This is a genomic window from Halorubrum tebenquichense DSM 14210, assembly GCF_000337415.1.
GTDB lineage: Archaea > Halobacteriota > Halobacteria > Halobacteriales > Haloferacaceae > Halorubrum > Halorubrum tebenquichense.
In genome coordinates, this window is the sequence record NZ_AOJD01000021.1 from 1 (window position 1) to 25,785 (window position 25,785).

The following is a 25,785-nucleotide window of genomic DNA, read 5'->3' on the forward strand; positions in this document are numbered from 1 at the left end:
CGGGGTCTTTCATCGTCTCGATGACTTCGTCGTACTGGTCGCCCTTCGCAGGCGCGGCACCTTTCGTCAGCGAGCCGAGGTCCATGAATCCTTTCCAGTCGGAGGGGAGTTCGAGCAAGCGGAGGGTGTGACCCGTGGGTGCCGTGTCGAAGACGACGACGTCGTAGCCGTCCTCGTCGAAGTAGCTCACGAACTTCTCTAAGGCGGCCATCTCCTCGGCGCACGGCGACTCCAGCTCCTCCTCGACNTCCTCGTCGAAGTAGCTCACGAACTTCTCTAAGGCGGCCATCTCCTCGGCGCACGGCGACTCCAGCTCCTCCTCGACGTTCGCGATCGCGGCGTCGACGTCTATCTGGGTGTCCTCCTTGTTCTCGTACATCTCGGTGACGTGGTTGAGGACCTGCTCGCGGTACTCCGCAAGCGCTTTCTCCTGATCGATCCGCGCCGCGTCGAGGTTGGCCTGGCCGACCGAGGTGGGCTCGTGGCTTACGGGCTCGCCGAAGATGTCCTCCAAGTGCGCGGCCGGGTCGGTCGTCACCACGAGCGTCTCGTGGCCCGCCTCGGCGAGCTTCGTCGCCGCCGTCGCGGCGACCGTGCTCTTGCCGACGCCGCCCTTCCCGGTGAAGAAGAGGTACTGCGTCTCCTCGCCGGGCGTCAGCTGTTCGACGACTGCGTCGGTGTCCGCGGTCCCGTCGAAGTCGACCGTCCCGTCGGCGTCCGCGTCGGTCGCCGCGCCGACGTCGACCGTCGCCTCGTCGCCGTCGTAGAGGACGCCGGCCACGTCGGCGAGCAGGTCGAGCCCCGCGATCTCGCCGGGCTGGAGCGGGTACGTCGCGGTCGCGTCGGCGTCGAACTCCTCGCGGGCGCGCTCGATGACGGCCTGCTCGTCCGCGCGCTTCCCCTCGAAGAACGGGTCCTCGCACACCGACTCGGGGAGGTAGCCGTTGAGGATCAACAGCTGCGACTCGATGCCGAGGTCGCCGAGGTCGCCCGCGCTGCGCTCGATCTCGTCGATCGAGGAGTCCTCGGGCTTGCCGACGAACGCGAACGAGGTGCGCTCGCCGTCCTGAAGCGCGTCGATGGCGCGCTCGTAGTCCTGCTTGCGCTCTCCCATCGACGCGGCGGGGCCGATACAGGTCGATCCGCCCTTCTCCAGTTCGGCGTTCCAGTCGGAGGGGAGCTCCATCAGCCGGATGGTGTGGCCCGTCGGTGCCGTGTCGAAGACGACGACGTCGTACTCCGGGCTGTCCATGAAGTCGACGAAGTTGTCGAAGGCGGCGATCTCGTCGACGCAGGGGCTGTTGAGCTGCTCTTCGACCGTCCGGATCTCATCGTCGCCGAGCAGCTCCCGCATCGGCTCGATCGTCTCCTGGCGGTACTCCTCGGCGGCAGCGTCCGGGTCGATCTCGATCGCCGAGAGGTTCTCTATCCCGTCGATCGCGGTGACCTCGTGGCCGATCGACTGCCCGAAGATGTCCGAGAGGTTCGGTGCGGGGTCGGTCGTGACGAGGAGCGTCTCGTAGTCGTTGTCGGCGAGCCACGTCGCGGTCGCACAGCTCACCGTGCTCTTGCCGACACCGCCTTTCCCACTGAAGAAGACGAACTCTGTCTCGTCACTGCTCGGTTCGACGACCTCACGCGCGCTCGTCGCCGTTGACTGTGATTGTGCCATTTATTAGACCTCCTGTGGCGTCGCGCTTCCGTCGATAGCCGCGGTCAGTTCGTCGTACGAGAGGTACTCGCCCTCGGCGATGATCTGGTCATCGACGACCGTTATCGGAAGGATCGACGGACCATCCTCCTGAACGCGGTCGTAGATCCGCTGGGTTTCGAGGAACTGGTCGATGTTGTGCTGCATGTTCGCCCGATTGACCTCGAGGTCGTCGAACGCGTCTTCGAGCTGGTCAAGCGCCGCGCTGACCTCGACGAGTTCGTCATCGGGGTCGGGACCACAGACGCCGGTGGAGCAACACATCGCTTCTTCGTACAGAGTGAGTTCGGTCATGAGTGGGTCGGATCTGCTGTCGTCTGAGCCGTCGTTCACGGGAACGCGCATCGAGGATGCGCCGCCCGCGACCAATTCGTCTGAACGATCTCTCAAGTAAATATAAGTCCTTCGGTCGGGCCGCTCGCGGCGGTCGCGCGACTGGAGGCCCGGAGCGGTCGAGCGGTACGCTCGGCCGACGAATCCGTCGACGTTCGACGATTCGGTCATTCGGAAGTCGCTCCATCCCGTTGTACCGTTCGCCCGTGACGGTTCGGCCGGAGGGTCGGCGTTCGTTCCGGTGAAGTCGGCCGCGACAGCGGCCGCGTTCGTCGCCTTCGCTCGAACGCTCCTCGCACGACGTTACAGATGAACGTTTTCTATATCGTCTTGTCGACAAGGGTGCTCGATGAGACCGCGGTTCACAACGCTTAATCTCGTATCGGTTCAACTGTGCCGCATGTCATCGACCGATCGGCTCCAGCGGTACGTGGCCGACGAGTGCGGTTCTTGTACGGATGAGGACCTCTCTAAGCGGCTCGCGGAGCTTGAGGAGCTGAACGAGAGCGTCGGCGGTTCCGACTTGGAGACCGACGTCGACCTGCTGTCGGCGCTCGCGAACGAGACGCGGTACAAGATCGTCCGCATGCTCCACGCGGCCGACGACGACGAGCTGTGCGTCTGCGAGTTCTCGCCGCTGTTGGACGTGAGCGACAGCGCGATCAGCCACGCGCTCTCGAAGCTCACCGACGCCGGCCTCGTCACGCGCCGGAAAGAGGGGAAGTGGCGGATGTACCGCGCCACGCCGCGCGCGAACGCCGTCCTCGTCGCGCTCGACGGCTCGCGGTCGCTCTGAGGTCGGTGTTCAGACGCCCGGGACGCCGAGCGCCGTGATTCCGAGGTCCAAGACGCCGTTCAACACGAAGATGGCGGCGAGCGCGGCGGCCCACGCGACCACGCCCATGATCGCGGCCTTCACCCAGCCGCCCGGGTAGCGCCACTTGATGACCCACACCCACGCGACCAGCGCGACGAGCGAGCCGATCAGCGGGATCAGCGACCCGACCGCCCAAGCGACGGCCCCGATGAGCGCCGTGACCACCGCGTGCGAGTAGTCGTCGACGTCCGCGACGACGCGGCCGCTGACGTAGATTCCCAGTCCACCGACCAACAGCGCGACGACGAACGAGACGATCGCTCCCAGTACCATGCGTGTCCCCTCTCGGTTCAGGGGGATATAACGCGGGGGCAGAGTCACCGCGGGTGACACGTTGAGACGGAGCGCCCGCGCGACGGGCGTTCGGCCCCGGATCGCCCCGAGCCGGTCAGTACAGCAGTTCGTCGTCGTTCTCGATCATGTACAGCGACCGGGCGGCGATGTTGACCGCGTGGTCGCCGACGCGTTCGAGGTCGCGGATCGTGAGGAGAAGCCGCGAGACGTTCCGCATCGTCCCCTCCACGTCCTCGTCGTCGCGCAGTTCGTCGCGCTCGATGAGGTCGCGGACGACCAGCTCGCTCGCGGCCTCGCAGGCGGCGTCGAGGTCGTCGTCGGCCTCGGCGACGGCGTAACAGCGGTCGGGGTCCGACTCCGCGTACGCCGCCATCGCGTCCTCCAACATGTCCAGCGTGTCGTCGCCGATGCGCTGGACGTCCACGTCGGGGAACACCTCGCGGTCCGCCCGCTTGGCGTACTCGCCGAGGTTCGTCGCGAGGTCCGCGATCCGTTCGAGGTCGGTGATGATCTTGAACGACGCCGCGATGAACCGCAGGTCGCCGGCGACCGGCTGCTGGAGCGCGATGAGGTCGGTACACTGCCCCTCCAGTTCGAGGTAGAGGTCGTTGATCTCCGCGTCGCCGGTGATCACTTCCTCGCCCAGTTCCTCGTCCTGCCGTTCGAGGGCGTCGAGTCCCATGCGGAGGCGCTCGGCGACCACCTCGCTCATGTAGAGGACGTCGTCGCGGAGCCCCTCCAGTTTCGTCTGGTACTGTTCGCGTGGCATCGTGTTGGCGTATCCGCCACGCCGGACGCACAAAAACACGTCGGCGACGCCGAGAAGCCAGACAGTATCTCCGGTTGTCCGGCGTACGGTCGAACGCTGCCCGTGAGTTCGGTGTCTTATACGTCGAGACGAAACGGCGGGTCATGTCACGAGAGCTCGACCCGTCGCGACGGCGGGTGCTGCGCGGCGTCGCCGCCGGGGTGACGGCCGGGACCGTCGCCGGGTGTACCGGCGGCGGCTCCGACGGCACGGCCAACGGGACCGACGGCGGAGCGGGCGGCGGCGAGCCGGTCGCCGGCGGGGAACTGGTGTACTCACAGCAGGTGTCGCCGATCGAGTTCGACCCGATCGTCGTCAACGACATCTACTCCCAGCAGGTGTGTTCGCAGGTGTTCGAGCCGCTGTACGCCTACGACGAGAGCACGAACCCGGTCCCGCACCTCGCGCGCGGCGAGCCGACCGTCGAGCGCGACGGGACCCGGTACGTCGTCGAGCTGCGCGACGGACCGCGCTTCCAGAACGGCGACCCGGTCACCGCCGAGGACGTCCGCTACTCGCTGCTCGCGCCGGTCGAGGAGGAGACCGCGAACGCGCCGGACGTGGAGATGATAGACGCGGTCGCGGTCGTCGACGACCGGACGGTCCAGATCGACCTCCAGTACGGCTACGGGCCGTTCTACACGCTCGCGCTGACGCGGAACGTGGTACCGGAGTCGGTCCGCGAGGCGGACAAGGAGGCGTTCAACCTCGACGCGCCGGTCGGCTCGGGGCCGTTCGAGTTCGACGACTGGACCGAGGGCGAGTACGTGGACCTGGTGAAGTGGGACGACTACTGGGGCGAGTCGGAGCCGTACCTCGACCGCCTCCGATTCGAGCCCGTCGAGGAGAGCACGACGCGCGTCGTCTCCTTGGAGACCGGCGAGTCGGACGTCGCGGACGGGATCACCCCCCAGACGTGGGAGACGGTCGAGGAAGCGGACAACATGACGCTCCAGTCGGAGCCGGGCATCTCCTACTACTACATCGCGTTCAACTGTAACGAGGGGCCGACGGCGGACCCGCAGGTCCGGGAGGCGATAGACTACGCCGTCTCGATGGACCAGGCGGTCTCGAACTTCATCGAGCCGGCCGGCGAGCGCAACTACGGTCCAGTCCCGCTTCCGGTCGCCGACTCGTGGGACTTCTCCGTCGACGAGTGGGCGGACATCGGTCACGACCGCGACGTCGACCGGGCCGCGGAGCTGCTCGCGGACGCCGGCGTGCCCAAGGACTACAACTTCCGGATCATCGTCCCCCCGGACGACCTCCGCGAGCAGATCGGCATCTCGGTCTCGAACGGACTGAACGAGGCCGGCTACGAGGCGGAGGTCCGCCGGTACGACTGGGGGACGTTCCTCGACACCTACGACACCGGCAGCGAGGACGACTACAACATGTACGCGCTCGGGTGGCTCGGCGGGCCGGACCCGGACTCATACGTGTACAACCTGTTCCACGACGAGCAGATCGGCGCGACCAACGGGACCTACTACGAGAACGACGAGCTCATGGAGGAGATCATCGACGCGCGCCGCGCCAGCGACATCGACGAGCGGCGCGAGCTGTACGAGTCGATCATCCCGACGGTGCTCGAAGACCGGGTCCACCTCCCGAGCTACAGCCTCCGCGTCTCCATCGGCGTCCGCGACCACGTCGACGACTTCGTCGCCCACCCGCGCTCGCAGTACAACCCGCGGGTCCTGAGCGACTACAACAACGTCTGGCTCGACCAGTAGCGGCCCCCCGTCACCGCGCGGCGCGGACTCGGTCGAAGCGTTCAAATCCCGCCGCGACGACGGCCCGCACATGGAGAACTTGGAAGACATCGTCCTCGACGACAACGAGGAGGCGCTCGCGCCCGCCGTGGTGATCGCGACCGTCGCGCTCCTCGCGGTGTTCGTCGTCGGCGTCCTGGTCTCGCTCGTCGGTCTCGTCGCCTGACCGGATCGCCGAACTCGCCGCCCGACCGTATCGCGGCTCTGACGGGGCCGAGCCGAAACCGACCGTTCCGCCCCCGACGTTTTTGACGCCCCGCGGGGTGGTGACGGTATGGACCGCCGGACGCTCAGGGACCTCCTCGACCGCAACGACGACCACGTCGCTGCGCTCGCGCCCGGGGCCTTCGACCGCCACCGCGACGGTCAGCGCCCCGGCGTGGTCTCCGTCTGCTGTTCCGACTCGCGCGTCTCGCAGGAGGGGATGTTCGCCGTCGACGAGCCGGGATTCCTCTTCACCTCCGGCGCGATCGGGAACAGCGTGAGCGCCCTCGTCGACGGCGAACGGGTCCTCGACGGGAGCGTGGCGTACCCGCTCCGACACACCGACACGGAGGTCCTCGCCGTGGTCGGCCACACCGGGTGCGGCGCGGTCGGCGCGGCGCTCACGGCGGCCCGAACCGGCGAGTATCCGGCCGAACCGGGCGTCCGCGCGGACGTCGAGGCGCTGGTTCCTATCGTCGAGCGCGGGCTGGACGACCCCGCCGTCGTCGGGCCGGACGCCGACGAGAGCGGCCTCGAACCGGACAGTGATGCCGGTACCTCGGTTCGCGACCGGCTCGTCGAGTACAACGTCCACGAGCAGGTGGCGTTCGCCCGCGAGTGCGAGGAGGCGGCCGACGCGACGGTGTACGGCTTCGTCTACGACCTCCACGGCGTCTACGGCGGCCGCGACGGAACCGCCTACCTCGTCAACGCCGACGGAGAGCGCGACCCGGCGGCGCTGCGCGAGCTCGTCGGCGAGGCGCGCGCGGACCACGTGGCGTCGCTGCTGTAGCGCGGGGTCGCCCCGCGACATCGCGTCACGGACGCCGCCGTCGCTCCGCGGACCGGGGTGACCGCATCCGACAACCGTTTCACCGCGACGCCCGAACGGGGTTCAAATGGACCGACGCGTCCTGTTCGCGACGCTGATCCTGCTGGCCGGCGGCGCGACCGGCGTCGGCGTGGCGCTGTTCGCGTTCGTCGGCGTCGACGACGCCACCGCGGAGACCGAGGTCGTCTGGGAGTCCGAACCGGCGGCCGGCGATGACGGTAGCGGCGCGGTGATCGCGACGGTCGACGGCGACCCGCTGCTCCTCCGACCGGCGGTCGAGAACGGCTCGCGGGTCGTCAGCGCGGCGGTCGTCGGGACCGACGAGACCGCCTGGACGGTCCCGGTCTCCGGACCGGACGCCGAGCGCGGGGGCGGCGACGACGACGCGAACGGGAGCAACGACGACCCGATCGGCGTCAGCGGACTCACCACCGGGACCCTCGGCGGCGACCCCGTCGTGGCGTTCACGACGGCTCCGGGGTCGCTCGTCGTCGTCGACGCGACCGACGGGAGCCAACGGTTTGCGGTCGACCTCGGCGGTCCCGGCGGGCTTCGACCCGCGATCGGCGACCTCACCGGCGACGGAGATCGAGAGATCGCGGCGGCCGCGACCGACGGACGCGTCCGCGCCGTCGACCGCGAGGGCGACTCCGTCGCCGAGGCCTCGCTGTCGGGCGAGGTCACCCGCCGACCGCTCGTCGTCGAACCCGACGCCGAGGCCGGCGAACGCGGCGGCCTCGCGGTGCTGACGAGCGCCGGCGACCCGGCGACGGTCCACCTGCTCGACGAGACTGGCGAGGCGCGCTGGACGACGACGCCGAGCGTGAACCCGCTGAGTTGGAACGCCGCGGACAGCCGCGACGGCCCCGTGCTCGCGCTCGGCGGCGCGAACGGGGACTTGGAGACCATCGAGGTCAGCGACGGGTCGAACCGCTACGAGGTCGGGCTTCAGGACCTCCCGGTCGAGGTCGGCGACGCGGATCCCGGGACGGTGTACGTCGGCGGGGCGGGAAGCGTGTGGGCCGTCGACCTCCTCGACGGCGAGGTCGTCTGGAAACAGCAGTACGGCGCGTCGACCCGGATCAACGAGCCGGGCGTGGGCGACGTCGACGGGGACGGGGAACTCGCTCCCGTGGTGGTCAACCGCGCCGGCGAGGTGCTCGCGATGACACAGCGCGGCGAGGTGATCGCCCGCGGCGGTCCAGAAGCGGTCGTCTACGCCGGGCCGCTGTTCGCCGACGTCACCGGCGACGGCGACGACGAGGTGATCGTGGTCGCCGACGACGGGACGGCGGTCGCGCTCGACACCCGATCCGACGGCTGACGCGTCGGATACTTTATAATCGCCGTACGATCAAAAATCGGCAGACAGCGGTCGCTTCGAAGAGGATATTCACCGGAAACGCGGTGTGTCGGCTGAGCGAGAGCTACGCCGGGAGGCGAGCGGTGCGTCTCGGCGAAAAAATCCGAACGCGGAACGGCGGTTAGTGGTCTTCGTCCTCGTACACCCACGCGGCGGTGTCGAGGTCGTAGTCGACGAGTTCCTCGTCGTCGAAGAACAGGTCGATCTCGCGCTCGTTCGCGCCCTCGTCCTCGTGGTCCGACGCGTGGATCACGTTGTGGCCGAGGTCCAAGCCGAAGTCGCCGCGGATCGTGCCCGGGGCGGACTCGGCGGGGTCGGTCTCGCCGACCATCGCGCGGACCTGTCGGGTCGCGTCCGCGCCCTCCCACACCATCGCGAAGACGGGGCCGGAGGTGATGAACTCGACGAGGCCGTCGAAGAACGGCTTGTCCTCGTGTTCACCGTAGTGGTCTTTCGCGAGCTCCTCGTCGAGCTGGACGAACTTCCCGGCGACGAGCTTGAGCCCGCGGTCCTCGAAGCGAGAGACGATCTCGCCGATGAGTCCGCGCTGGACGCCGTCGGGCTTGACCATCACGAAGGTCCGCTCGTCGTGGTGGCTCACTGGTCGTCGCCTCCCGCGCGGTTGCCTTCCTCGGTCCACTCGAGGTCGCGCGCCTCGCGGCCGAGGAGGTAGTTCTTCTCCGCCTTCGAGTCGACGAAGTGGAGGATCTGTCCGTCCTTCTTCACGAACATCGTGCCCGTGCCGGGCTCGATCTCCTCGCCGGTGTAGTCACAGGTGCGTGTCTCGACCATTGGTTATCGACCTCCGATGGAGTCGGCGTCGCGCTGGGTCTCCCGCAGCTGGAGCACGTCGCCCAGGCGGACGGGACCCAGAACGTTCCGGGTGATGATCCGGCCCTGGTTCGATCCCTCCTGGATGCGGCACTTGACCTGCATGGCCTCGCCGTGCATCCCGGTTTTGCCGACGACCTCGATGACCTCCGCGGTCGTCGAGTCGCCGGTGCCCTCTTCTGCGCTCATGGGAGGTTATCGAAGCTCCGCGACCTTCTCGCCGATGTCCTCGACGTCGTCGGCGGCGTCGCCGGCGTCGACGACGGCGGCGGCGGCCGAGCCGACTTCGAGGCCGGCGGCCTGACCGACTTCGTCCTGCGTGTCGACGAAGACGACCGGGATCCCCTTCTCCTCGGCGAGTTCGGGGAGGTGCATCACGATCTCTTCGGGGGAGACGTCCTCGGCGACGATGACGAGGTCGGCGTTGCCGCGCTCGACGGCTTTGGTCGTCTCGTTGGTTCCTTTCTTCACTGTACCGGTGTCTCGGGCGACCTCGAGCGCTTCGAGGGATCGCTCGGCGAGGTCGGCTGGGGTGTCGTAGTCTACGTAAACGGGCATATGTTGTTCACCTATCCTCCGCGCGGGCTCGCGTGCTCGCACCGTGGTCGGTCCCTAACGGCACGGCACATCATCAACCCCACAGAGGCTGTGAAGCGACGTAGTCCGGACATCCATAAAAGCGCTTTCAATGTCCTGCGCGTGTGCGAGCGGGGATCACGGGGCGAACTCGCGGACCGGATGGAGAAGCCGACGGTCCGGTGCGGATCCCCCGGAACGGAACCGATAGAGTGCGCGATCGGACTCCGCGCTTTTTAAGCCCGACTCGCGCCTCCCTTCGCGTATCGAATGGTCCGTCTCGTTCACTACTCCGACATCGAGAACGTCTTCGACGACCCGGAGCGGGCGGCCCGCCTCGCCGGTCGGATCCGGGCGCTCTCCGGCCCCGACGCCGCGGTCGTCGCCACCGGCGACACGACCGCGCCGGGCGTCCTCTCGCTCGTCGCGACCGGCAGGCAGGTCCTCGACTTCTACGAGGCGACCGACACGCTCCTCGACACGTTCGGTAACCACGAGTTCGACTACGGGCCGGACGCGCTGCGCGACCTCGTCGCGGACGCGCCGGCGACGTTCGTCTCCGCGAACGTGCGCGACGAGGACGGCGAGCCGTTCGGCCGCGACGAGGGCGTCGTCCCGTGGGCCGTCCGCGAGGTGGACGGCGAGACCGTCGGGTTCGTCGGCGTCACCGACCCCGCGACCGACTCGCTGAACCCGATGGCCGCCGACCTCTCGTTCGACGAGCCCGTCGCGGCCGCCGGAGCGGCGCTCGCGGAGATGCGGGCGTCGGTCGCCGACGCGGACGGGGGGGAGGGCCTCGACCACGTCGTCGTCCTCTCGCACCTCGGCGCGGGCGACGACGACCTCGCCCGCGAACTCGACGTCGACGCGGTCCTCGGCGGCCACGTCCACAGCCGTCGGAACGAGAGGGTCGCGAACACGCTGCTGGTCCGACCGGGCGTCAACGGCGAGGCGGTGGCCGACGTCGACCTCGACGCCGAGCCGCCGACGGCGACCCTCCACGAGCCGGAGGGGGCCGAGCCAGCGCCCGGGTTGGCGGACGCGCTCGCCGAGCGGATGGCCGCGGCCGACTTGGACGAGGTCGTCGATACGGTCGCGGAGCCGATCGAGCGCTCCGGCGAGGTGGTCCACGGCGGGGAGTGCCGCGTCGGCAACTTCGTCGCGGACGCGTTCCGGTGGGCCCACGACGCCGACGTCGGCCTCTCCAACGCCGGCGGCCTCCGGCAGGGCGACCCGTTCGAGGGCGACGTGACGAAGGCGGACCTGATCAGCCTGATCCCCTTCGAGGAGCCGGTGGCCCTCGCCTCGGTCACCGGCGGGGAGCTCCGCGACGTGCTGCGCGAGATGGCCGCGCCGGAGGTCGACTTCGGCGAGGACGACTGGTGGCACGGCCACGTCTCGAACGCTCGCCTCGTCTGGGACGCCGACGCCGAGCTAATCTTAGAGGCCACCGTCGACGGCGGGCCGATCGACCCCGACGCGCGCTACACGGTCGCGGTCTCCGAGTACCTCCTCCACTCCGAACACGAGTTCCCCACGCTCTCCGAGCGCCACCGGATCGACGAGGCCGACATCCAGTACGAGGTACTCGCCGCCTACGCCCGCGAACGCGGCATCGACCCCGAGGTGGAGGGCCGCATCGAGATCCGGAACCGCGCCGCCGCGAGCGACGACGACTGAGCACGGCCGCGACGGCATCTGTTTATAAACAGGTGCGGTGGCGCGTGCCGACGAGCGCCCAGAGGGCGCGAGTCGCACGCGCGAGGGAGTCGCTGGCCCCGGAGCGGAGCGGAGGGTGCCAGCGACGAGGCTGGGGAGGAACGAGGTGCGGTGCTGTGGGGGGGCGGGACTCGAAGGGGCAGCCGGGAGGCGGGCGTAGACGACACAAGGACCGCAACGAGGGAGCGACAGCGACCGAGTGAGGACCACAGCGAGTGTACGCCCGCCTCCCGGCTGGGGCTTCGGCGGTGTTCGTGTCGATCAAGAGTTTATAAACAACTACTGCGTCATACAGCCGAGCGGCTGGGGCTTCGGCGGTGTTTACGGTCGACCCACTATCGGCTAGTTATATTCGACCGTTCGACCACTTATAAACATCAAACGCGAGAGAGCCGTTCGAGTCCGCTCCCTCTCAGTCCAAGTTCACGTCGACGCCGGTCTGGATCCCCGCCGCCTTCACCGTGTTATAAAGGAGCATCGCGCGCGTCATCGGGCCGACGCCGCCGGGCACGGGCGTGATCGCTCCCGCGACCTCGCTCGCCGACTCGTAGTCCACGTCGCCGACCAGTTCGTACCCCTTCTCCGTGTCCGCGTCGACGCGGTTGATCCCCACGTCGATCACGGTCGCGCCCGCCTTCAGCATCGAGCCGTCGACGAACTCCGGGATGCCGGCGGCGGCGACGACGATGTCCGCGTCCGCCAACTTCGCCTCCAGGTCCTCGGTCCGCGAGTGACAGACCGTGGTCGTCGCGTTCCCGACGGGACTCTTCTGGATCAGCAGGTTCGCCATCGGCTTGCCGACGATGTCGGAGCGGCCGACGACGACCGCGTCCGCGCCCTCCGTCTCCACGTCGTAGGCGTCGAGCAGCTTCTGGACGCCGTGCGGGGTACAGGGCTTGAACCGGGCGTCGCCCGCGACGAGGCGGCCGACGTTCTCCGGGTGGAAGCCGTCCACGTCCTTCTCCGGGTCGATCCGGCGGAGGACGGTCCGCTTGTCGACGTGGTCCGGCACGGGCATCTGGACCAAGATCCCGTGGACGTCGTCGCGCGCGTTGAGGTCGTCTATCGTCTCGTACAGCTCCTCGGCCGGCGCGTCGGCGTCGATCTCGACGTGGATCCCTTCGATCCCGACCTCCTCGCAGTCCCGCTGTTTCATCGAGACGTACGTCTCGCTGGCCGGGTCGTCGCTCATCAGCACCGTGGCCAGCCCCGGTTCAACGCCCGCGTCGGACAGCCGCGCCACCTCGTCGGCGACCGTCTCGCGCACGTCCGCCGCGACCGCCTCGCCGTCGATCGTCTCGGTCATGCGCGACCGTCGGCGGCCCCGAGGTAAAAGTGACGCGGGATCGTGGTCATCGGAGCCGTTTCGAACTCGATTCGATCCGAGAACACGGATCGGTTTTCGAAACGGGGCTACTCGGGGAACAGCTCTTCTTCGCGCTCGACGGCGTCGATCGCGGCGACCTCCTCGTCGGTCAGCTCGAGGTCGGCCGCGGCGAGGTTCGCGCGCAGGTGCGCCTCGCTCGACGCCTTCGGGATCGCGACCACCGGATCTTTCGCGGTCGCCCACGCGATCGCGACCGCCTCGGGCGTCGCCCCGTGCGCCTCGGCGACCTCGACGACGGCGTCTATCTCCCGCACCCGGCCGCCGGCGAGCGGCGAGTAGGCGACGACCGGATAGCCGTGGTCGCGGGCGTGGTCGAGCAACTCCGGCCGATAGAAGAGCGGGTGAAGCTCCGTCTGATGGGCCGCGAGGGGCGCGTCGAGGCGTTCGACCGCGCGGTCGAGGTCCGCGAGTTCGAAGTTCGACACGCCGACGTTGCGGACGAGGCCTTCGTCGACGAGTCGGTCGAGCGCGGGCAGCGTCGCGTCCGGGTCGTAGTCGCCGCGCGGCCGGTGGACGTACAGCAGGTCGAGGGCGTCGACGCCGAGGCGGTCCGCGCTCTCGCGGGCGGCGGGCGCGACGGCGTCGGCCGCGAGGTCGTCGATCCAGAGCTTCGTCGCCACGGTCACGTCGTCGCGGCCGAGGGGCTCGTCCGCGCCGTCGTCCGCTGCCAGCCCTGCGGCGAGCCCCTGGCCGACGACCGCCTCGTTGTCGTAGATCCGCGCGGTGTCGAGGTGGCGGTAGCCGAGAGCGAGCGCGGTCGCGACCGCGTCGGGGTCGTCGATTCCCATCGTTCCGAGACCGACGGGCGGGAAGTTCATGCCCGAATGTCGGTCCGGTCGCGAGTAAATCCCTCCGTCTCCGCGCGGCGGGAATTTTACCTCGTCGGGCGTTCGAAACTGAAATGTCTATGCGAGTGCCTCCCCCGCCCTCCGATCCCCTTTCGGCCGACCGCCCCTCCACAGTCGACCGTCCCTCTCCCACCGACCGCCCCTTCACAGTCGACCGCCCCTCCCCCGCCGACCGCCCCTCCCCCGCCGACCGCCCCTTCCCCACCGGCTGGAGCGAATGAGTCGGGACGGGACCTGGTCGTTCCCGACCGCCACGGGCCACGTCGAGGTCGCCCCCGGCGAGATCCGGGTCCGGCGGCGGCTGCGGACCGCCGTCGATCACGCCGGGCAGGCGTTCGCGAGGGGGCGGCTCGGCCCGCTCACGGACGCGTTCGGCTGGACCGGCGTCGGGGTACTGTTCACCCTCCTCGGCGCGGTTCCGCGGCTCCTGTCGGCCGGCAGCGGGAGCGAGCCCCTCTGGGCGGGCGGGATCGCCGCAGTCACCGTGATCGGGACTCTCGCGGCGTCGATCGCGGGGAACCGCCGCACGACGGTGCCGCTCCGCGCCGTCGAACGCGTCGAGTTCGGCGGCGACGAGGTTGTCGTGGTCCACGAGCCGGACGACGGGGAAGACGACGAGCCGACCGAGACGGAGATCCGGCCGCGCTCGGAGGACGCGCGCGCCGACGCCGCGCTCGCGTTCCGGCTCCGGGGGGTCGACGTCCGCGGCGTCGACGGGGACGACGCCGTCTCCCGGACGGCGGTCGACGCGCCGAAGACGGAGCTATTAGAGTGAGTCAGCGCGTCACGGACACCGTCCGCTCGACGACCTCGTACCCCTGCGCGGCGAGCGCGGGGGCGTAGTACCGCTCGGCGACCCGCGCCTGCGGGAGCCGGCGGAGGTCGAACCGGCGCGTCGGGCGCAGTTCGACGTCGACGACGCTCCCGCCGTCGGCCGCCTCGCGAACCGTCGCGGCGTACGACCCCCACGGCCGGTCGTCGACCGTACCGTCGACGTCGACGGTCGCGACGGCGTCGCCCGGCGAGGCGTCGTCTGGGTCGGCCTCGTCGGCTCCGTCCCCTGCGGCCCGCACCTCGGTCTCGAAGTCGAGCGCGACGCTCCGGAGTCCGAGCAGGTACGAGAACTCGTAGGTCGCACGGGTTCCGGTCGGGGGGTCCGGGGCGGCGGTGGCTGTCTCGGTCGGCCGGTCGGGGGCGTCACCTCCATCCGCTCGCACGTCGTCGGCGACCCCCCACTGGAACGCGAGGACCGGTGGTCTCTCCGAGGCGAACTGCCGGACGACCGCCTCGGGCGAGGCGTCCGTGCGGAGGCGAGTCGTCCCGGACCGGCGGTACACCGGCAGGCGGAGAGCGACGACCAGCACCGCCCCGACCGCGATCCCCGGCCAGAACGAGAGCGCGGCGACGGCGGCGAGGAACGCCCCCACGACGAGCAGCGCGAGGGTCCAACTGACGGCGCGCTCGGCGCGGCGGTAGCCCCGCACGGCGTCGTCGAGCGCGTCGCGGTCGGTCGGCGGCGGCGTTCGGGCGTCGGAGGGACTGGAGGGATCGGTCACGCTCCGAACTCGGGGAGACGGAAAATCAGAATTTCGGTCTCTGACCGATCGCCCGCCCGATCGCCGCCGCATTCAGGCCCGGTCTCGCTCGTCGTCCTCGTCGGCGGGCGCTCGCCCGCAGATGCTCACGAGGTCGTGGAGGTCGTCGATCTCGTAGGTCGGGTGGCAGGCCAGTTCCGTCGACCGCCGGTGCGGGCGGCGGACGAACGCGGAGTCGATGCCGGCGTTGTCGGCCGCGCGGACGTCCGACTCGTTGTCGCCGACGAAAAGCGCCGTCTCGGCTCCGAGATCCTCGAGGGCGCGCTCGATGTAGTACGGGGAGGGCTTCTTGCGCGAGAGGCTGGCCACCGAGGGCTCGCGGCCGTACGCGACCTCGAAGTGGCCGCGCAGCCCGAAGTGATCGAGGAGCGCGTCGACGGTCGCCTGCTGGTTCGAGGAGACGACGCCGAGCGAGGCGTCGAGCGCGCGGAGGGCGTCGACGTCGTCGTACGGCGTCTTGCGCCCCTGCCGGGCGGCGTCGATCTGGGCCGCCGCCGCGGTCTCGTCCCTGACGCGCCAGAACTCCGTCGGGTCCACGCCGTAGCGCTCGCAGATGTCGGTCAGGGTCGCGGGGTCGACGCCGACCGCCACGTCGTCGACGTGCGCGAGGTCGGGGTCCTCGACGCCGAGGCTCACGAACGCGTCCCAGGCGGCCTCGCGGAGCGTGTCGAACGGCGTCCGCCCGACCAACACCCCGTCGTTGTCGAGGACGACGGCGTCGTACACGCCTCACTCTGCGTCGCTAACGGGCAAAAAGGTTTCACACCCCGACACTCGGCGTTCCGAACGCCGGCTGTCGGACACTCAGACCCCGAACAGGTGGACGAACAGCCCCGCGAGCAGCACGAGCGTCCCGACGATCACGCCGACGAACGGGATCGGGACCGGCAGCGGGATCACGATCAGCGCGACGCCGAGCGCGATCAGCGCGGTCGAGAGCTTCACGGGCGAACACCGTCCGCGACGCTCAAATATCTTCAGGTGGATTCCGACCGTCGGACGACGCGTCCGGGAACACGCCACGACCCCCGCACTTTCAATACCCGGCCGGTCGAAGACTCAGATTGGACCATGAACATCTCTGATATCGCGGTGTCGGAATACGTCGAGGTCGACGTCGATGAGCGGCTCGCCAAGGTCCGTTCTATCTTCGAGCGAGAGAACCCCAAGGGGATCGTCGTCGTCGAGGACGGCGAGTACGCGGGCGTCGTCGGGGAGAAACAGCTCATGCGCTCGCGCATGGAGGACGACACGAAGGTGTCGGCGGTGATGAAACCGGCCCCCTCGGTCGACCGCCACGAGGACGTCCGTGAGACCGCGCGACTCCTCGTCGAGGGCGACGTGAAGATCGCGCCCGTCTACGAGGGCGAGAAGCTCTACGGGATCGTCACGGTCGACCAGATCTTAGAGGCCGTCATCGAGAGCCTCGACGCGATCACCGTCGGCCAGATCGCGACAGAGGACGTGATCGGCATCGGCGAGACGGAGAGCGTCGGCCGCGCGATCAACCGCCTCCGCGAGAACGGCGTCTCCCGGCTCCCCGTCCTCGACGAGGGCGGCGACCTCGTCGGCGTCGTCACGACGAACGACATCGTGGAGTTCGTCGTCCGCGACCACGAGCGACAGGGCAGCGGCGACCGCGCGGGCGACATCGACCGGATGCTCGACATCCCCGTCTACGACATCATGTCGAGCCCCGTCGTCACCGCGACCGAGGACGAGACCGCCCGAGCGGTCGTCGAGCGCATGTTCGACAACGAGGTCTCCGGGCTGGTCGTCACGCCCGCGGCCACCGACAACGTCGCCGGCATCGTGACGAAGACGGACGTGTTGCGCGCGCTGACGTTCACCGAGCAGGACTCGATGGACGTCCAGATCACGAACGTCGACCTGCTGGAGGGGACCTCCCGCGAGCACATCGTCGAGTCCATCGAACAGGCCGCGGACAAGTACGCGGACATGCACGTCATCCACGCGCACGTCCGGCTCCACGCGCACAAAGAGAAGCTCCGCGGCACGCCCCTCATCCAGTGTCAGATCCGCCTCCGAACCAACGAGGGGCAGGTCGGCGGCTCCGGCGAGGGGTACGGTGCCGAACACGCGTTCCACGTCGCGCTCGACAAGCTGGAACGGAACGTCCTCGAGATCAAGGGCGTCAACGCCGACGAGGAGTACCGCGGTCAGCTCCTGCGGAAGCTCGGCGAGCTGTAACCGGTAGCACCCGATTTGCGGACGCGTGCCGGCCCGCCCTCGGCGCTCGTCCGTCGACCGCAACGGATCGAGTTTCGACCGTCGACCCCGGTCGTTCCGGCACCTGAAGTCATCGTCGCCGGGACGGGGCGTTTCTCGGATCGCTTTCCGCACCGACAGCCGTCGGTTATCCGTCCGCGCCCTCGGCGAGCCCGTCGGCGACGATCCGGAACGTGGCGGTGTCGCCCGCGGGCTTCGATCGGTGTTTTTCGAGTGTCGCCCGGCGGTTCCCGCCGCGGAACCGGTCGACGCGGACGATCGCGCCGGTCCAGTGGTTGAGCGTGTTGCCGCCCAGCGCGCGGTCGCGGTCGCCGTCGGGGTCGGTGAACACCTGGTTCGTGATCACGACGGCGACGTCGTGCCGCCGGGCCAGAGAGAGGAGGTGCGTCACCTGCTTCGCGACCTTCCGGAGCGACTCGCCGCCCTCGGTGTCGCCGGCGCGCTCCAGTCGGTAAAAGCCCGTCGCGGAGTCCAACACGATCAGCTCGACCTCCTCGGCGAGCTCCTCGGCGTCGCGGACCGCCTCGCGCTGGTCGTCGAAGTCGTACGCCTCGGAGATAACCAGCCGCGAGGCGAGCGCTTCGAGGGCGTCGTCGCCGTCGCCGTCACCCCGGTCGAGCCGGCCCTCGGCCAACTGCTCGAAGCGGTCGATAGAGAGCCCCTCGGTGTCGATGTAGAGGGCGCGGTCGCCGCGGGCCGCGACCTCGACCGCCGCCGAGAGCGCGAGGTTCGTCTTCCCCGCGGCCGGCGGGCCGTACACCTGCGTGACGACGCCGCGCTCGAAGCCGCCGCCCAGCAGCTCGTCGACCGGGCGACAGCCGGTCGGGATCGGATCGCTCACTAGACGGCAGTTCGGCCGCGCTCGTATTTAAATGGTCGATCGCGGCGGCGACGGCGCGGTACGCGCCGCTCGCCGTGGTGATACGCGCCGCTCGCCGACGGCAGCGCCGTCACTCGTCGGGCGGTGATAAGTGTGAGAGAAACGGAGATGGCGTCGATCGCGTCGAGCGACGGCCGAAATCCGGTAGTGCGTGCGGACCTGTCGTCCGCTACGTGGGGGTTAGTTGCGGACGAGGTTCGTCGCGCGGGGTCCCTTGGGGGACGATTCGATGTCGAATTCCACTTCCTGACCCTCCTCGAGGTCCGGGCCGCCGACGTCTTCCATGTGGAAGAACACGTCTTCGTCGTCGTCGAGGTCGCCGTCGTCAGTCGAGATGAAACCGTAGCCGCCAGTGTCGTTGAAGAAATCAACCTTACCGTTTGCCATTGCAAATAAACGTACAGCCCGTTCGGGGATAACCCTTGCGAGGGTCACGGTACCACGGAGGTTCCGGACGTTCGTCTATCCGGGAAGCGCCGAATACCGCCACGTTCCGGGGCGCTCCGGCCGACGTTGCGACGCGCCCGGTCGTGTTCACCGCGTGCCACCAGCCGCGGGGTTCATTTACGCGCGACCACGTAAGTCGGACAACGACATGGACCGCCGCCACTTCCTCCGCTCGCTCGCCGGGACCGGCGTCGTCGCCGGCACGACCGCAACGGCCGGCTGCGCCGGCGTCCTCGGCGACGGCGACGCCGACGGCTCCGACGACGCAAGCGGCGAGAGAACGATCCTCGGCCCGCCGGAGCAGAGCCGGGGCGACCCGGTCCATCCGATCCGCGGCGAGGAGATGCCCGAGTTCACCATCCCCGACCCGATCACGGGCGGGGAGGTATCGACGGCGCAGTTCGAGGGCGAGCGCGCGTTCATGTGGACCTCGTTTTACACGAGCTGCCCGGACGGCGTCTGTCCGGCGCTCATCCTCCGGCTCCGACGAGCGCAGGAGCTCGCCGCCGAGGAGGGCCTGAGCGACGAGGCGGCGTTCCTCGCGCAGACGTTCGACCCGGAGCGCGACACCGCCGACGTCCTCCGGGAGTACGCCGGCCCGCGCGGCGTCGACCTCGACGCCGGGAACTGGCATTTCCTCCGTCCCGAGAGCTACGATGCGGGGGTCGAGCTGATGGACGAGAACTTCGGGCTGGAGATCGAGAAGGTCCCGGACGAGGAGAACCGGTACGAGAACCTGGAGTACACGTTCCCACACTACGGCCTGATCCTCCTCGTCAACAAGCGGGGCATCGTCGAGCGGGCGTACCCGCGCGGCTCGGCGACGGAGGTCGAGCAGATCGTGAGCGACTTCGAGCGGGTGGTCACGGCGTGAGGCGACGGGACCTGTTGGCGGGCGTCGCGAGCGTGGGGGTCCTCGGCGGCGCGGGCGTGGTCGCGAGCGGCGGGGTACCGGACTCGCTCGACGGCTCAGCCCCCGACGGGAGAGGCGACGTAGCCGACGAGAACGGGGGCGGCGGCGACGACGAACCGGGACCGGTCGAGCCGGTGACCCTACAGACGGTCGACGCCCCGGGGAGCCGCGACGGCGAGGTGACGCTCCCGGCTCCCGACCGCCCGACGTTCGTCGACTTCTTCGGGACGTGGTGTCCGCCCTGCGCCGAGCAGATGCCCGACCTCGCCGCGGCCCACGAGCGGATCGGCGACGAGGTGCTGTTCGTCTCGGTGACGACGGAGCCGGTCGGCGAGGCCGTCAGCGAGGAGACGATAGTCGAGTGGTGGAACGAACACGACGGCGACTGGCTCGTCGCCGCCGACATCGCCGCCGAGCTCGCCGCGCGGCTCAACGTCGGCGGCTACCCGAGCGCGCGCGCAATCGACGCCTCCGGACGGGTCCGCTGGGCCACCTCGGGGACGCACACGGCCGAGGAGTTCGTCGAGGGCATCGAGCGGGCGCTCGACCAATGACGGGGCCTCGGAGGACGGCCGGACGGATCGACCGATGACCGACGTCTCGCTCGCGACGAACGTCCCGTTCGCCGTGACCGCGGGCGTGGCGACGTTCTTCTCGCCGTGTGCGTACCCCCTCCTACCGGGGTACGTCGGCTTTTATGTCAACTCCGTCGAGGCCGACTCCGCGTCCGTCGTCGGCGCGGGCGTGCGCGGCGTCGCGGCCGCGATCGGGGTGCTGGCGACGTTCGCGCTGCTCGCCGGGGCCACCGTCCGGGTCGGCTACTCGACGCTGTCGAACATCACAGTCTTCGAGACGCTCGTCGGCGGCCTGCTCGTCGTCTTCGGGCTGCTCGTCGTCGCCGGGCGAGCGCCGTCGATCTCGGTGCCGCTGCCGGAGCGCCGCACCGGCATCTTCGGATTCGGGCTGTTCGGGGCGGGCTACGCGCTCGCCGGCGCGGGCTGCGTCGCGCCCGTGTTCCTCGGCGTCGTCGCCCGCGCGATCGCGCTCCCGTCGGAGACGGCCGTGCTGGTCGTCGGCGTCTACGCCGGCACCGTCGCCGTCCTGATGGCCGCGACCACGGTCGCGACCGGCGTCGGCCTCGTCAGCAACGCGAACCGGGTGATGGCTCACGCCGGCCTGTTAAAGCGGATCGCGGGCGCGGTGATGGTCGCCGCCGGGATCGGACAGCTGTACCTCTCGCTGGTCGTGTACTGAGTCCGTGGGCGGGGCCGGGGACGAGCCGCCGCACGCTCCGTGGAACTGACAGTTGTCTCTCCCGTAGATTCTTACCCGATAGCGTCGAATCCTCCCACGACCGAACCGACGGTTCGGTCCCCGCACGATGAATCTCGATCAGTTCACCGCCGAGAACGCACCGACGGACAGCGCGGAACCGTTCCAGCGCGAGAACAGCTACACCTTGGACGTCGCGGTCGCCGGCACGGTCATGGCGAAGGCCGGGTCGATGGTGGCGTACACGGGCGACGTGTCGTTCACCGGGAAGGCCTCCGCGGAGGGCGGACTCACCGGCTTCCTCAAGGAGGCGGCCACGGGCGAGGGGACGCCGATCATGGCCGTCGAGGGCGACGGCCACGTCTACTTCGCGGACAACGGCAAGAAGGTACAGGTGATCGAACTCGGTGCCGACGAGTCGATCACGGTCAACGGCGAGGACGTGCTCGCGTTCGATGAGTCGCTCTCCTACGAGATCAACACCATCGACAGCCTCGCCGGCGCGCTCGCCGGCGGGTTCAGCAACGTCTACCTCGAAGGGCCGGGGTACGTCGCGCTCACCACCCACGGCGATCCCATCGTCTTGGAACCGCCGGTGGCGACCGACCCGAGCGCGACCGTCGCGTGGGGCGGCACCTCGCCCGACGTGGAGGTGAACCGGAGCCTCTCGGACATGATCGGACAGGAGTCGGGCGAGCGCTACCAGATGCGGTTCGACGGCGACGACGGGTTCGTCGTCGTCCAGCCGCGCGAGGAGCACGCCTGAGTCCCGCAGAGAGGTCCGACCCGGGGCGCGACGCTATCGCGCCGCCAGCCAGTCGGCGAAGTCGCCAGTGAGGAACCCGGCGTAGTCGACGATCCCGAGGTACAGCGAGACGATCACGACGATCACGATCGGGATCCGAACGGCCCAGATCCACGCGTCGCCGAGCCCCCCGAGGTCGCCGATCCCCTTGCGGAGTTCCTCGCGGCCGACGTCCGGGATCACCCAGCCGACGAACAGCGCGAGCAGCAGCGACCCGAGCACGAGCAGGATGCCGTCCGCGAGCAGGTCGTATAAATCGAGGAATATCAGGTCGACGGTGACGGGCACGCCGAGCAGGAAGACCGCCACGCCGACCGCGGCGGACGCCGGGATCCGGGCGACGCCGACCTCGTCGATCAGGTACGAGACCAGCACCTCGAGGATGCTGATCGCGGAGGAGAGCGCCGCGATCCCGACCATCCCGAAGAAGACGACGCCGAGGATCCGGCCGCCGGGGATGCCGGCGAACGCCGACGTGAGGCTCACGAAGATCGCACCGGGACCGCCCGTTCCCGGCTCGATTCCCACCGAGAAGAGAACGGGGAAGACGACGAAGCCGACGAGGACGGCGACGAGCGTGTCGAGCGTCGCGATGATCCCCGCGTCGGCCGCGAGGTTCCGGTCCTCGCCGAGGTAGGAGGCGTAGGTGATCATCACGCCCATGCCGAGCGACAGCGTGAAGAACGCCTGTCCGGCGGCGGCCGGCAGGATCTCGGTCCAGTTGGCCGCGATCGTTCCGAAGTCGGGCGAGAGGTAGTAGGCGTACGCCGCGCTCGCGCCGTCGAGGGTGAAGCCGTAGGCGGCGAGGCCGAGCAGGAGGACGAGGATGGCGGGGACCATCACCTTCACGCTCAGTTCGATCCCGCGCCGGACGCCGGCGGCGATGATGCCGATGACGCAGAGCATGAAGACGGCGTGGAAGAGGAGGGTGTCGAGCCCGGTCGACACCGTGCCGAACAGCGCCTCGGCCTCGGCGGGGTCGGTGAGGGTGAACCCCTCGGTGATCCCGATGAGCGTGTACCGCAGGAACCAGCCAGCGACGACGCTGTAGTACGAGAGGATGATGAATCCGGTGACGACGAACAGCCAACCGGCGTACGACCACGCGCCGCTGCCGAGTTCGCGCAGCGCGCCGACCGGGTTCCGGTCGGTCCGCCGCCCGATGACGAACTCGACGAGGATCGCCGGGAACCCGATCAGCGCGACGAACGCCAGGTAGGTGATGAGAAACGACGATCCGCCGTACTGGCCGGTGATGAACGGGAACCGCCAGATGTTCCCGAGTCCGACCGCGCTGCCGACCGCGGCGAGGATGAACCCCGCCCGCGTCGCCCATGTCTCGCGTGCCATTGGTACCGGAGCAATTCCGTTGGGGCGTAAAAACGTGTCTCTCCGGCGCTGACACAGATAATGAACGTTCCTGATCGTTCGTCCAATCCTCTGCGTACCGAGCGGCGACCGTGAATTTAATAGCCGGACGGCCACCTCACGGGGTATGGAACGCGTAGACGTCGCGATCGTGGGTGGCGGTCCGGCGGGGTCCTCCGCAGCGCACGCGGCCGCCACCGGCGGCGCTGACGCGCTCGTACTCGAGAAGGGGGTCCCCCGGGCCGACCGGGACCGGCTCGGTCCCGACTCGACCGACGCCGCGGGCATCCTCGACTACTGGGTCGACATCATGGGGGTCCACCCCGACGAGTTCGACGACGGGGTCGTTCAGCGCGAGCTGAACCGCGCGGAGTTCCGCGGTCCGGAGGAGGCGGCGACGCTCGAGTCGACCGGCATCGACTCCTCGTACGACAAGTTCGGCTACACCTTCCAGCGCGCGCGCTTCGACGACTGGCTCCGCGACCGCGCCGAGGAGGCCGGCGCGGAGTACCGGGCCGGGGTGTCCGTCCGCGGCGTCGACACCGACCTCTCGGCGACGCCCGGGAGCGACGACCTCCGTCACACGCTCGAACTCGCCGACGGGGAGACGGTCGGCGCGGACTTCGTGGTGCTCGCCGACGGGCCACAACGGACCGTCACGAACCGGGTCCTCGACGAGTACCTGCCCGCGGACGCGCAGGCCTCCGAGCGGCTGGCCTCCCGGACCGCGAACCACATCGCGTATCAGGAGTACCGGCGCGTCCCCGACGAGGTCTTCGAGGAGGTGAACGACGCCCTCGTCTTCTGGTGGGGCGTGATGCCCGGCGAGACCGCCTACCCGTGGATCTTCCCGAACGCGGACGGCGTCTGCCGGGTCGGGCTCACGATGCCGATCGGGCTCGACATCGACGAGTTCGACCGCGACGCGTACGCGCTGCTCGACGAGGACGACGAGTCGATCCCGCAGGGCGGCGAGTACGTCCGTCGACTGCTGGAGTGGCAGTACGGCGACGAGTACGACATCGAGGAGGACTTCCCCGTCGTCGAGGAGGCCGGCAAGCGGGACGGGACGGAGACCTATCCGATCTCGTCGACGCGACCGATCGACTCGCCGGTCGAGGCCGGCGTCGCGGTCGCCGGCGGCGCGATGGGGACGACCTCTGCGTTCCACGAGGGCGGCGACCACGTGGCGGTCCGCACCGGCGCGATCGCCGGCGAACTCGCGGCCGAAGGGGATTTAGCCGCGTACAACCGCCGCTGGAAGGAGGCGATCGGCGACGAGGTCGTCCGCAACGTGACGATGGCCGACATGGTCGCCGACTACGACCCGGACGACTGGGACCGGATCATCGGGGCGGCCGACGCGATGCTCGCCGCCGGAACGAGCGACGGACTGCTGTCGCAGCCGTACCGCTCCGGCTGGGAGTCGGCGAAGCTCCTCCTCGGATACAAGTGGAACAAGCGGCGCGTCAAGCGGGACTACGTCGGCATCGAGGAGAGCGAGTACGTCTACTGACGCGCCGCGTGCGCGTCGACGCCGCCCCGCCCGGTTCGACTACCGGATCACGGGAGCCGCGAGCTCCACCGGTTCCGGCTTGATCCCCGCCACGTCGACCGGCTCGGCCTCGTGGCTCGGCCACCGGCCCGTCTTGGTGAGCCGCTCCGTCAGGTCCGCCGCGACGAGGTGCGTGTCCTCGCTTTTCGTCCCCCGAACCGTCGGGTTCCACGCGTAGCCCATCGATCGCCGGACCGGCTCGTCGCCGTCGGGCGTCGCGATCCACTCCCGACCGGCGAACCCGGCCGCGCCGCCCTGATGGTGATTCTCCCACTCGTCAGGGAAACCGACCGCGTCGTACGCCTCCCGAATCGCCGCGAAGACGTCGCCAGCGGTGTCCGGCCCGTCGGCGTCGCCGTCGGTGAGGGTCCCGGCCGCGCCGGCCTCGGTAGCGCGGATCGCGGTCGCCTCGACGCGCGCCGCGGCGCGGTGCCGCTCCTCGAACCAGTCCGGGGCGTCGAAGGCGACGGTCCGCGTCATCGAGGCGTACAGCCCCGCGCGCTCGCCGGTGACCGAGACGAGGGCGTAGTCGCCGAGCGCCGCGTCGGTCGGTGTGAAGTGGCGGTACGACTGGGCCCGCTCCGCGCCGCCGACGAGCACGACCGGGGTGTCCACGTCGCGCGAGGCGAGCGAGATGTCGATGCCGGCCGCGACCTCGTACTCTGGGTCCTCCGGTTCGAGGTTCCGGCAGACGGTCTCGACGGCGGCGGCGATCTCGCGGCCCAGTTCGCGGTACCGCTCGACGTCGTCGTCGGTGAGGGGCTGGCGCAGGCGGCTCCCGTCGACGGTCTCGAAGCCGGGGACGTCGAAGTCCGCGGCGGCGGGCGCGGGCGACCGCTCGGCGACCGCCTCGGCGAGCGAGCCGGCGTGCCACGGGAACGACTCGACCGCGAACGCCTCCGGGAGCTCCTCGTCGGCGAGCCGCTCCGCCTCGATGGAGTCGGTGATCACGCGGAGGTCGCCGTCGTAGCCGGCGGCCGCGACGCCGGTCGTCGCGTCGGCGTCGACGACGTTGTCGCCGCCGGTGAGCCACGCGAACCCGTTGGGGCGCGCGAACCAGACCGCTTCGAGGCCGCGCTCGGCGAGGTACGCGTCGAGCCTGTCGGTGCGGGCGGAGAGGTCGACCATACCGACGGGTTCTC

General features: G+C 69.6%; 30 protein-coding genes. 13 read left to right on the forward strand and 17 right to left on the reverse strand.

Annotation, left to right across the window (positions count from 1 at the left end; translation table 11 throughout):
- Positions 1-1,672, reverse strand: a 1,672-nt coding sequence (arsA, locus tag C472_RS01950) for an arsenical pump-driving ATPase (protein WP_006628103.1), incomplete at its 3' end; no start/stop codon positions are given.
- Positions 1,673-1,675: 3 nt separating this feature from the next.
- Positions 1,676-2,005 (reverse strand): arsenite efflux transporter metallochaperone ArsD, encoded by a 330-nt coding sequence (gene arsD / locus C472_RS01955; protein WP_006628104.1) that lies wholly within the window; start codon positions 2,003-2,005, stop codon positions 1,676-1,678.
- Positions 2,006-2,444: 439 nt separating this feature from the next.
- Between arsD and C472_RS01960 the strand changes: the two genes are divergently transcribed.
- Complete coding sequence (locus C472_RS01960) at positions 2,445-2,840, forward strand: ArsR/SmtB family transcription factor (protein WP_006628105.1); 396 nt, start codon at positions 2,445-2,447, stop codon at positions 2,838-2,840.
- Positions 2,841-2,849: 9 nt separating this feature from the next.
- On the opposite strand, the gene C472_RS01965 is transcribed toward C472_RS01960, so the two are convergent.
- Positions 2,850-3,194 carry a hypothetical protein gene (locus tag C472_RS01965; RefSeq protein WP_006628106.1) on the reverse strand — a complete coding sequence of 115 codons (345 nt, stop codon included), beginning with the start codon at positions 3,192-3,194 and terminating at the stop codon, positions 2,850-2,852.
- Between the two features lie 115 nt (positions 3,195-3,309).
- Positions 3,310-3,984: a phosphate signaling complex protein PhoU gene (phoU, locus tag C472_RS01970; RefSeq protein WP_006628107.1), complete on the reverse strand. Its 675-nt coding sequence runs from the start codon at positions 3,982-3,984 to the stop codon at positions 3,310-3,312.
- A gap of 143 nt (positions 3,985-4,127) precedes the next feature.
- Here phoU and C472_RS01975 point away from each other — a divergent pair, with 143 nt between their 5' ends.
- From C472_RS01975 to C472_RS01985, 4 genes are all read left to right on the forward strand, one after another.
- Positions 4,128-5,759, forward strand: a complete 1,632-nt coding sequence (locus C472_RS01975; RefSeq protein WP_006628108.1) for an ABC transporter substrate-binding protein — start codon at positions 4,128-4,130, stop codon at positions 5,757-5,759.
- 70 nt (positions 5,760-5,829) lie between these two features.
- Positions 5,830-5,964, forward strand: coding sequence for a hypothetical protein (locus C472_RS17960; protein ID WP_006628109.1), 135 nt, complete (start codon positions 5,830-5,832; stop codon positions 5,962-5,964).
- A gap of 108 nt (positions 5,965-6,072) precedes the next feature.
- Complete coding sequence (locus C472_RS01980) at positions 6,073-6,795, forward strand: carbonic anhydrase (RefSeq protein WP_006628110.1); 723 nt, start codon at positions 6,073-6,075, stop codon at positions 6,793-6,795.
- 106 nt (positions 6,796-6,901) lie between these two features.
- Complete coding sequence (locus C472_RS01985; RefSeq protein WP_006628111.1) at positions 6,902-8,158, forward strand: outer membrane protein assembly factor BamB family protein; 1,257 nt, start codon at positions 6,902-6,904, stop codon at positions 8,156-8,158.
- A gap of 160 nt (positions 8,159-8,318) precedes the next feature.
- Here C472_RS01985 and ndk read toward each other — a convergent pair whose 3' ends face one another.
- From ndk to rpl7ae, 4 genes are read right to left on the reverse strand one after another with little or no spacing between them, the layout of a single operon-like run.
- The gene (gene ndk, locus C472_RS01990) at positions 8,319-8,798 is read right to left on the reverse strand and encodes a nucleoside-diphosphate kinase (protein WP_006628112.1); all 480 of its coding nucleotides are present in this window, start codon (positions 8,796-8,798) and stop codon (positions 8,319-8,321) included.
- Complete coding sequence (locus tag C472_RS01995; protein WP_006628113.1) at positions 8,795-8,989, reverse strand: 50S ribosomal protein L24e; 195 nt, start codon at positions 8,987-8,989, stop codon at positions 8,795-8,797. Before C472_RS01995 ends, ndk begins: the two co-directional genes overlap by 4 nt.
- Before the next feature lie 3 nt (positions 8,990-8,992).
- Positions 8,993-9,217, reverse strand: coding sequence for a 30S ribosomal protein S28e (locus tag C472_RS02000; protein ID WP_004595321.1), 225 nt, complete (start codon positions 9,215-9,217; stop codon positions 8,993-8,995).
- Between the two features lie 6 nt (positions 9,218-9,223).
- Entirely contained in the window at positions 9,224-9,586 is a 363-nt protein-coding gene (gene rpl7ae, locus C472_RS02005; RefSeq protein WP_006628114.1) for a 50S ribosomal protein L7Ae, read from the reverse strand.
- 288 nt (positions 9,587-9,874) lie between these two features.
- On the opposite strand from rpl7ae, the gene C472_RS02010 reads away from it, so the two are divergent.
- Positions 9,875-11,284: a bifunctional metallophosphatase/5'-nucleotidase gene (locus C472_RS02010; protein ID WP_006628115.1), complete on the forward strand. Its 1,410-nt coding sequence runs from the start codon at positions 9,875-9,877 to the stop codon at positions 11,282-11,284.
- Between the two features lie 451 nt (positions 11,285-11,735).
- On the opposite strand, the gene C472_RS02015 is transcribed toward C472_RS02010, so the two are convergent.
- A complete protein-coding gene (locus tag C472_RS02015) occupies positions 11,736-12,629 on the reverse strand; it encodes a bifunctional 5,10-methylene-tetrahydrofolate dehydrogenase/5,10-methylene-tetrahydrofolate cyclohydrolase (RefSeq protein ID WP_006628116.1) in 894 nt (297 codons plus the stop codon).
- A gap of 107 nt (positions 12,630-12,736) precedes the next feature.
- Positions 12,737-13,528: an aldo/keto reductase gene (locus C472_RS02020; protein WP_006628117.1), complete on the reverse strand. Its 792-nt coding sequence runs from the start codon at positions 13,526-13,528 to the stop codon at positions 12,737-12,739.
- Positions 13,529-13,775: 247 nt separating this feature from the next.
- Here C472_RS02020 and C472_RS02025 point away from each other — a divergent pair, with 247 nt between their 5' ends.
- Positions 13,776-14,333: a hypothetical protein gene (locus C472_RS02025; RefSeq protein WP_006628118.1), complete on the forward strand. Its 558-nt coding sequence runs from the start codon at positions 13,776-13,778 to the stop codon at positions 14,331-14,333.
- A gap of 1 nt (position 14,334) precedes the next feature.
- On the opposite strand, the gene C472_RS02030 is transcribed toward C472_RS02025, so the two are convergent.
- From C472_RS02030 to C472_RS17430, 3 genes are all read right to left on the reverse strand, one after another.
- Positions 14,335-15,114 (reverse strand): hypothetical protein, encoded by a 780-nt coding sequence (locus C472_RS02030; RefSeq protein ID WP_006628119.1) that lies wholly within the window; start codon positions 15,112-15,114, stop codon positions 14,335-14,337.
- A gap of 72 nt (positions 15,115-15,186) precedes the next feature.
- Positions 15,187-15,879: an HAD family hydrolase gene (locus C472_RS02035; RefSeq protein WP_006628120.1), complete on the reverse strand. Its 693-nt coding sequence runs from the start codon at positions 15,877-15,879 to the stop codon at positions 15,187-15,189.
- 78 nt (positions 15,880-15,957) lie between these two features.
- A complete protein-coding gene (locus tag C472_RS17430; RefSeq protein ID WP_162832659.1) occupies positions 15,958-16,098 on the reverse strand; it encodes a hypothetical protein in 141 nt (46 codons plus the stop codon).
- Between the two features lie 126 nt (positions 16,099-16,224).
- Here C472_RS17430 and C472_RS02040 point away from each other — a divergent pair, with 126 nt between their 5' ends.
- A complete protein-coding gene (locus tag C472_RS02040; protein ID WP_006628121.1) occupies positions 16,225-17,364 on the forward strand; it encodes a CBS domain-containing protein in 1,140 nt (379 codons plus the stop codon).
- A 166-nt stretch (positions 17,365-17,530) separates the two neighbouring features.
- On the opposite strand, the gene radB is transcribed toward C472_RS02040, so the two are convergent.
- Both radB and C472_RS02050 read right to left on the reverse strand, forming a co-directional pair.
- A complete protein-coding gene (radB, locus tag C472_RS02045; RefSeq protein WP_006628122.1) occupies positions 17,531-18,244 on the reverse strand; it encodes a DNA repair and recombination protein RadB in 714 nt (237 codons plus the stop codon).
- A gap of 219 nt (positions 18,245-18,463) precedes the next feature.
- Complete coding sequence (locus C472_RS02050) at positions 18,464-18,670, reverse strand: cold-shock protein (protein WP_004595330.1); 207 nt, start codon at positions 18,668-18,670, stop codon at positions 18,464-18,466.
- A gap of 208 nt (positions 18,671-18,878) precedes the next feature.
- Between C472_RS02050 and C472_RS02055 the strand changes: the two genes are divergently transcribed.
- The 4 genes from C472_RS02055 (at position 18,879) to C472_RS02070 (ending at position 21,681) form a co-directional block, all read left to right on the forward strand.
- A complete protein-coding gene (locus C472_RS02055; protein WP_006628123.1) occupies positions 18,879-19,604 on the forward strand; it encodes an SCO family protein in 726 nt (241 codons plus the stop codon).
- Complete coding sequence (locus C472_RS02060) at positions 19,601-20,197, forward strand: TlpA family protein disulfide reductase (RefSeq protein ID WP_049906203.1); 597 nt, start codon at positions 19,601-19,603, stop codon at positions 20,195-20,197. The genes C472_RS02055 and C472_RS02060 overlap by 4 nt, the downstream gene beginning before the upstream one ends.
- A gap of 34 nt (positions 20,198-20,231) precedes the next feature.
- Positions 20,232-20,897 (forward strand): cytochrome c biogenesis protein CcdA, encoded by a 666-nt coding sequence (locus C472_RS02065; protein WP_006628125.1) that lies wholly within the window; start codon positions 20,232-20,234, stop codon positions 20,895-20,897.
- 127 nt (positions 20,898-21,024) lie between these two features.
- Complete coding sequence (locus tag C472_RS02070) at positions 21,025-21,681, forward strand: AIM24 family protein (RefSeq protein WP_006628126.1); 657 nt, start codon at positions 21,025-21,027, stop codon at positions 21,679-21,681.
- Between the two features lie 33 nt (positions 21,682-21,714).
- On the opposite strand, the gene C472_RS02075 is transcribed toward C472_RS02070, so the two are convergent.
- Positions 21,715-23,070: a sodium-dependent transporter gene (locus C472_RS02075; protein ID WP_006628127.1), complete on the reverse strand. Its 1,356-nt coding sequence runs from the start codon at positions 23,068-23,070 to the stop codon at positions 21,715-21,717.
- A 145-nt stretch (positions 23,071-23,215) separates the two neighbouring features.
- Between C472_RS02075 and C472_RS02080 the strand changes: the two genes are divergently transcribed.
- Positions 23,216-24,604 carry an NAD(P)/FAD-dependent oxidoreductase gene (locus C472_RS02080; RefSeq protein ID WP_006628128.1) on the forward strand — a complete coding sequence of 463 codons (1,389 nt, stop codon included), beginning with the start codon at positions 23,216-23,218 and terminating at the stop codon, positions 24,602-24,604.
- A gap of 39 nt (positions 24,605-24,643) precedes the next feature.
- Here the strand turns inward: C472_RS02080 and C472_RS02085 are convergent, their stop codons facing one another.
- Entirely contained in the window at positions 24,644-25,771 is a 1,128-nt protein-coding gene (locus C472_RS02085) for a M24 family metallopeptidase (protein WP_006628129.1), read from the reverse strand.
- Positions 25,772-25,785 lie beyond the last annotated feature (14 nt).

Bases quoted from the DNA above. Each gene is read 5' to 3' on its own strand.
- arsD (WP_006628104.1), bottom strand. From the start codon at position 2,005: ATGACCGAACTCACTCTGTACGAAGAAGCGATGTGTTGCTCCACCGGC.
- C472_RS01960 (WP_006628105.1), top strand. From the start codon at position 2,445: ATGTCATCGACCGATCGGCTCCAGCGGTACGTGGCCGACGAGTGCGGT.
- C472_RS01965 (WP_006628106.1), bottom strand. From the start codon at position 3,194: ATGGTACTGGGAGCGATCGTCTCGTTCGTCGTCGCGCTGTTGGTCGGT.
- phoU (WP_006628107.1), bottom strand. From the start codon at position 3,984: ATGCCACGCGAACAGTACCAGACGAAACTGGAGGGGCTCCGCGACGAC.
- C472_RS01975 (WP_006628108.1), top strand. From the start codon at position 4,128: ATGTCACGAGAGCTCGACCCGTCGCGACGGCGGGTGCTGCGCGGCGTC.
- C472_RS17960 (WP_006628109.1), top strand. From the start codon at position 5,830: ATGGAGAACTTGGAAGACATCGTCCTCGACGACAACGAGGAGGCGCTC.
- C472_RS01980 (WP_006628110.1), top strand. From the start codon at position 6,073: ATGGACCGCCGGACGCTCAGGGACCTCCTCGACCGCAACGACGACCAC.
- C472_RS01985 (WP_006628111.1), top strand. From the start codon at position 6,902: ATGGACCGACGCGTCCTGTTCGCGACGCTGATCCTGCTGGCCGGCGGC.
- C472_RS01995 (WP_006628113.1), bottom strand. From the start codon at position 8,989: ATGGTCGAGACACGCACCTGTGACTACACCGGCGAGGAGATCGAGCCC.
- C472_RS02000 (WP_004595321.1), bottom strand. From the start codon at position 9,217: ATGAGCGCAGAAGAGGGCACCGGCGACTCGACGACCGCGGAGGTCATC.
- rpl7ae (WP_006628114.1), bottom strand. From the start codon at position 9,586: ATGCCCGTTTACGTAGACTACGACACCCCAGCCGACCTCGCCGAGCGA.
- C472_RS02010 (WP_006628115.1), top strand. From the start codon at position 9,875: ATGGTCCGTCTCGTTCACTACTCCGACATCGAGAACGTCTTCGACGAC.
- C472_RS02015 (WP_006628116.1), bottom strand. From the start codon at position 12,629: ATGACCGAGACGATCGACGGCGAGGCGGTCGCGGCGGACGTGCGCGAG.
- C472_RS02020 (WP_006628117.1), bottom strand. From the start codon at position 13,528: ATGAACTTCCCGCCCGTCGGTCTCGGAACGATGGGAATCGACGACCCC.
- C472_RS02025 (WP_006628118.1), top strand. From the start codon at position 13,776: ATGAGTCGGGACGGGACCTGGTCGTTCCCGACCGCCACGGGCCACGTC.
- C472_RS02040 (WP_006628121.1), top strand. From the start codon at position 16,225: ATGAACATCTCTGATATCGCGGTGTCGGAATACGTCGAGGTCGACGTC.
- C472_RS02050 (WP_004595330.1), bottom strand. From the start codon at position 18,670: ATGGCAAACGGTAAGGTTGATTTCTTCAACGACACTGGCGGCTACGGT.
- C472_RS02055 (WP_006628123.1), top strand. From the start codon at position 18,879: ATGGACCGCCGCCACTTCCTCCGCTCGCTCGCCGGGACCGGCGTCGTC.
- C472_RS02065 (WP_006628125.1), top strand. From the start codon at position 20,232: ATGACCGACGTCTCGCTCGCGACGAACGTCCCGTTCGCCGTGACCGCG.
- C472_RS02070 (WP_006628126.1), top strand. From the start codon at position 21,025: ATGAATCTCGATCAGTTCACCGCCGAGAACGCACCGACGGACAGCGCG.
- C472_RS02075 (WP_006628127.1), bottom strand. From the start codon at position 23,070: ATGGCACGCGAGACATGGGCGACGCGGGCGGGGTTCATCCTCGCCGCG.
- C472_RS02080 (WP_006628128.1), top strand. From the start codon at position 23,216: ATGGAACGCGTAGACGTCGCGATCGTGGGTGGCGGTCCGGCGGGGTCC.
- C472_RS02085 (WP_006628129.1), bottom strand. From the start codon at position 25,771: ATGGTCGACCTCTCCGCCCGCACCGACAGGCTCGACGCGTACCTCGCC.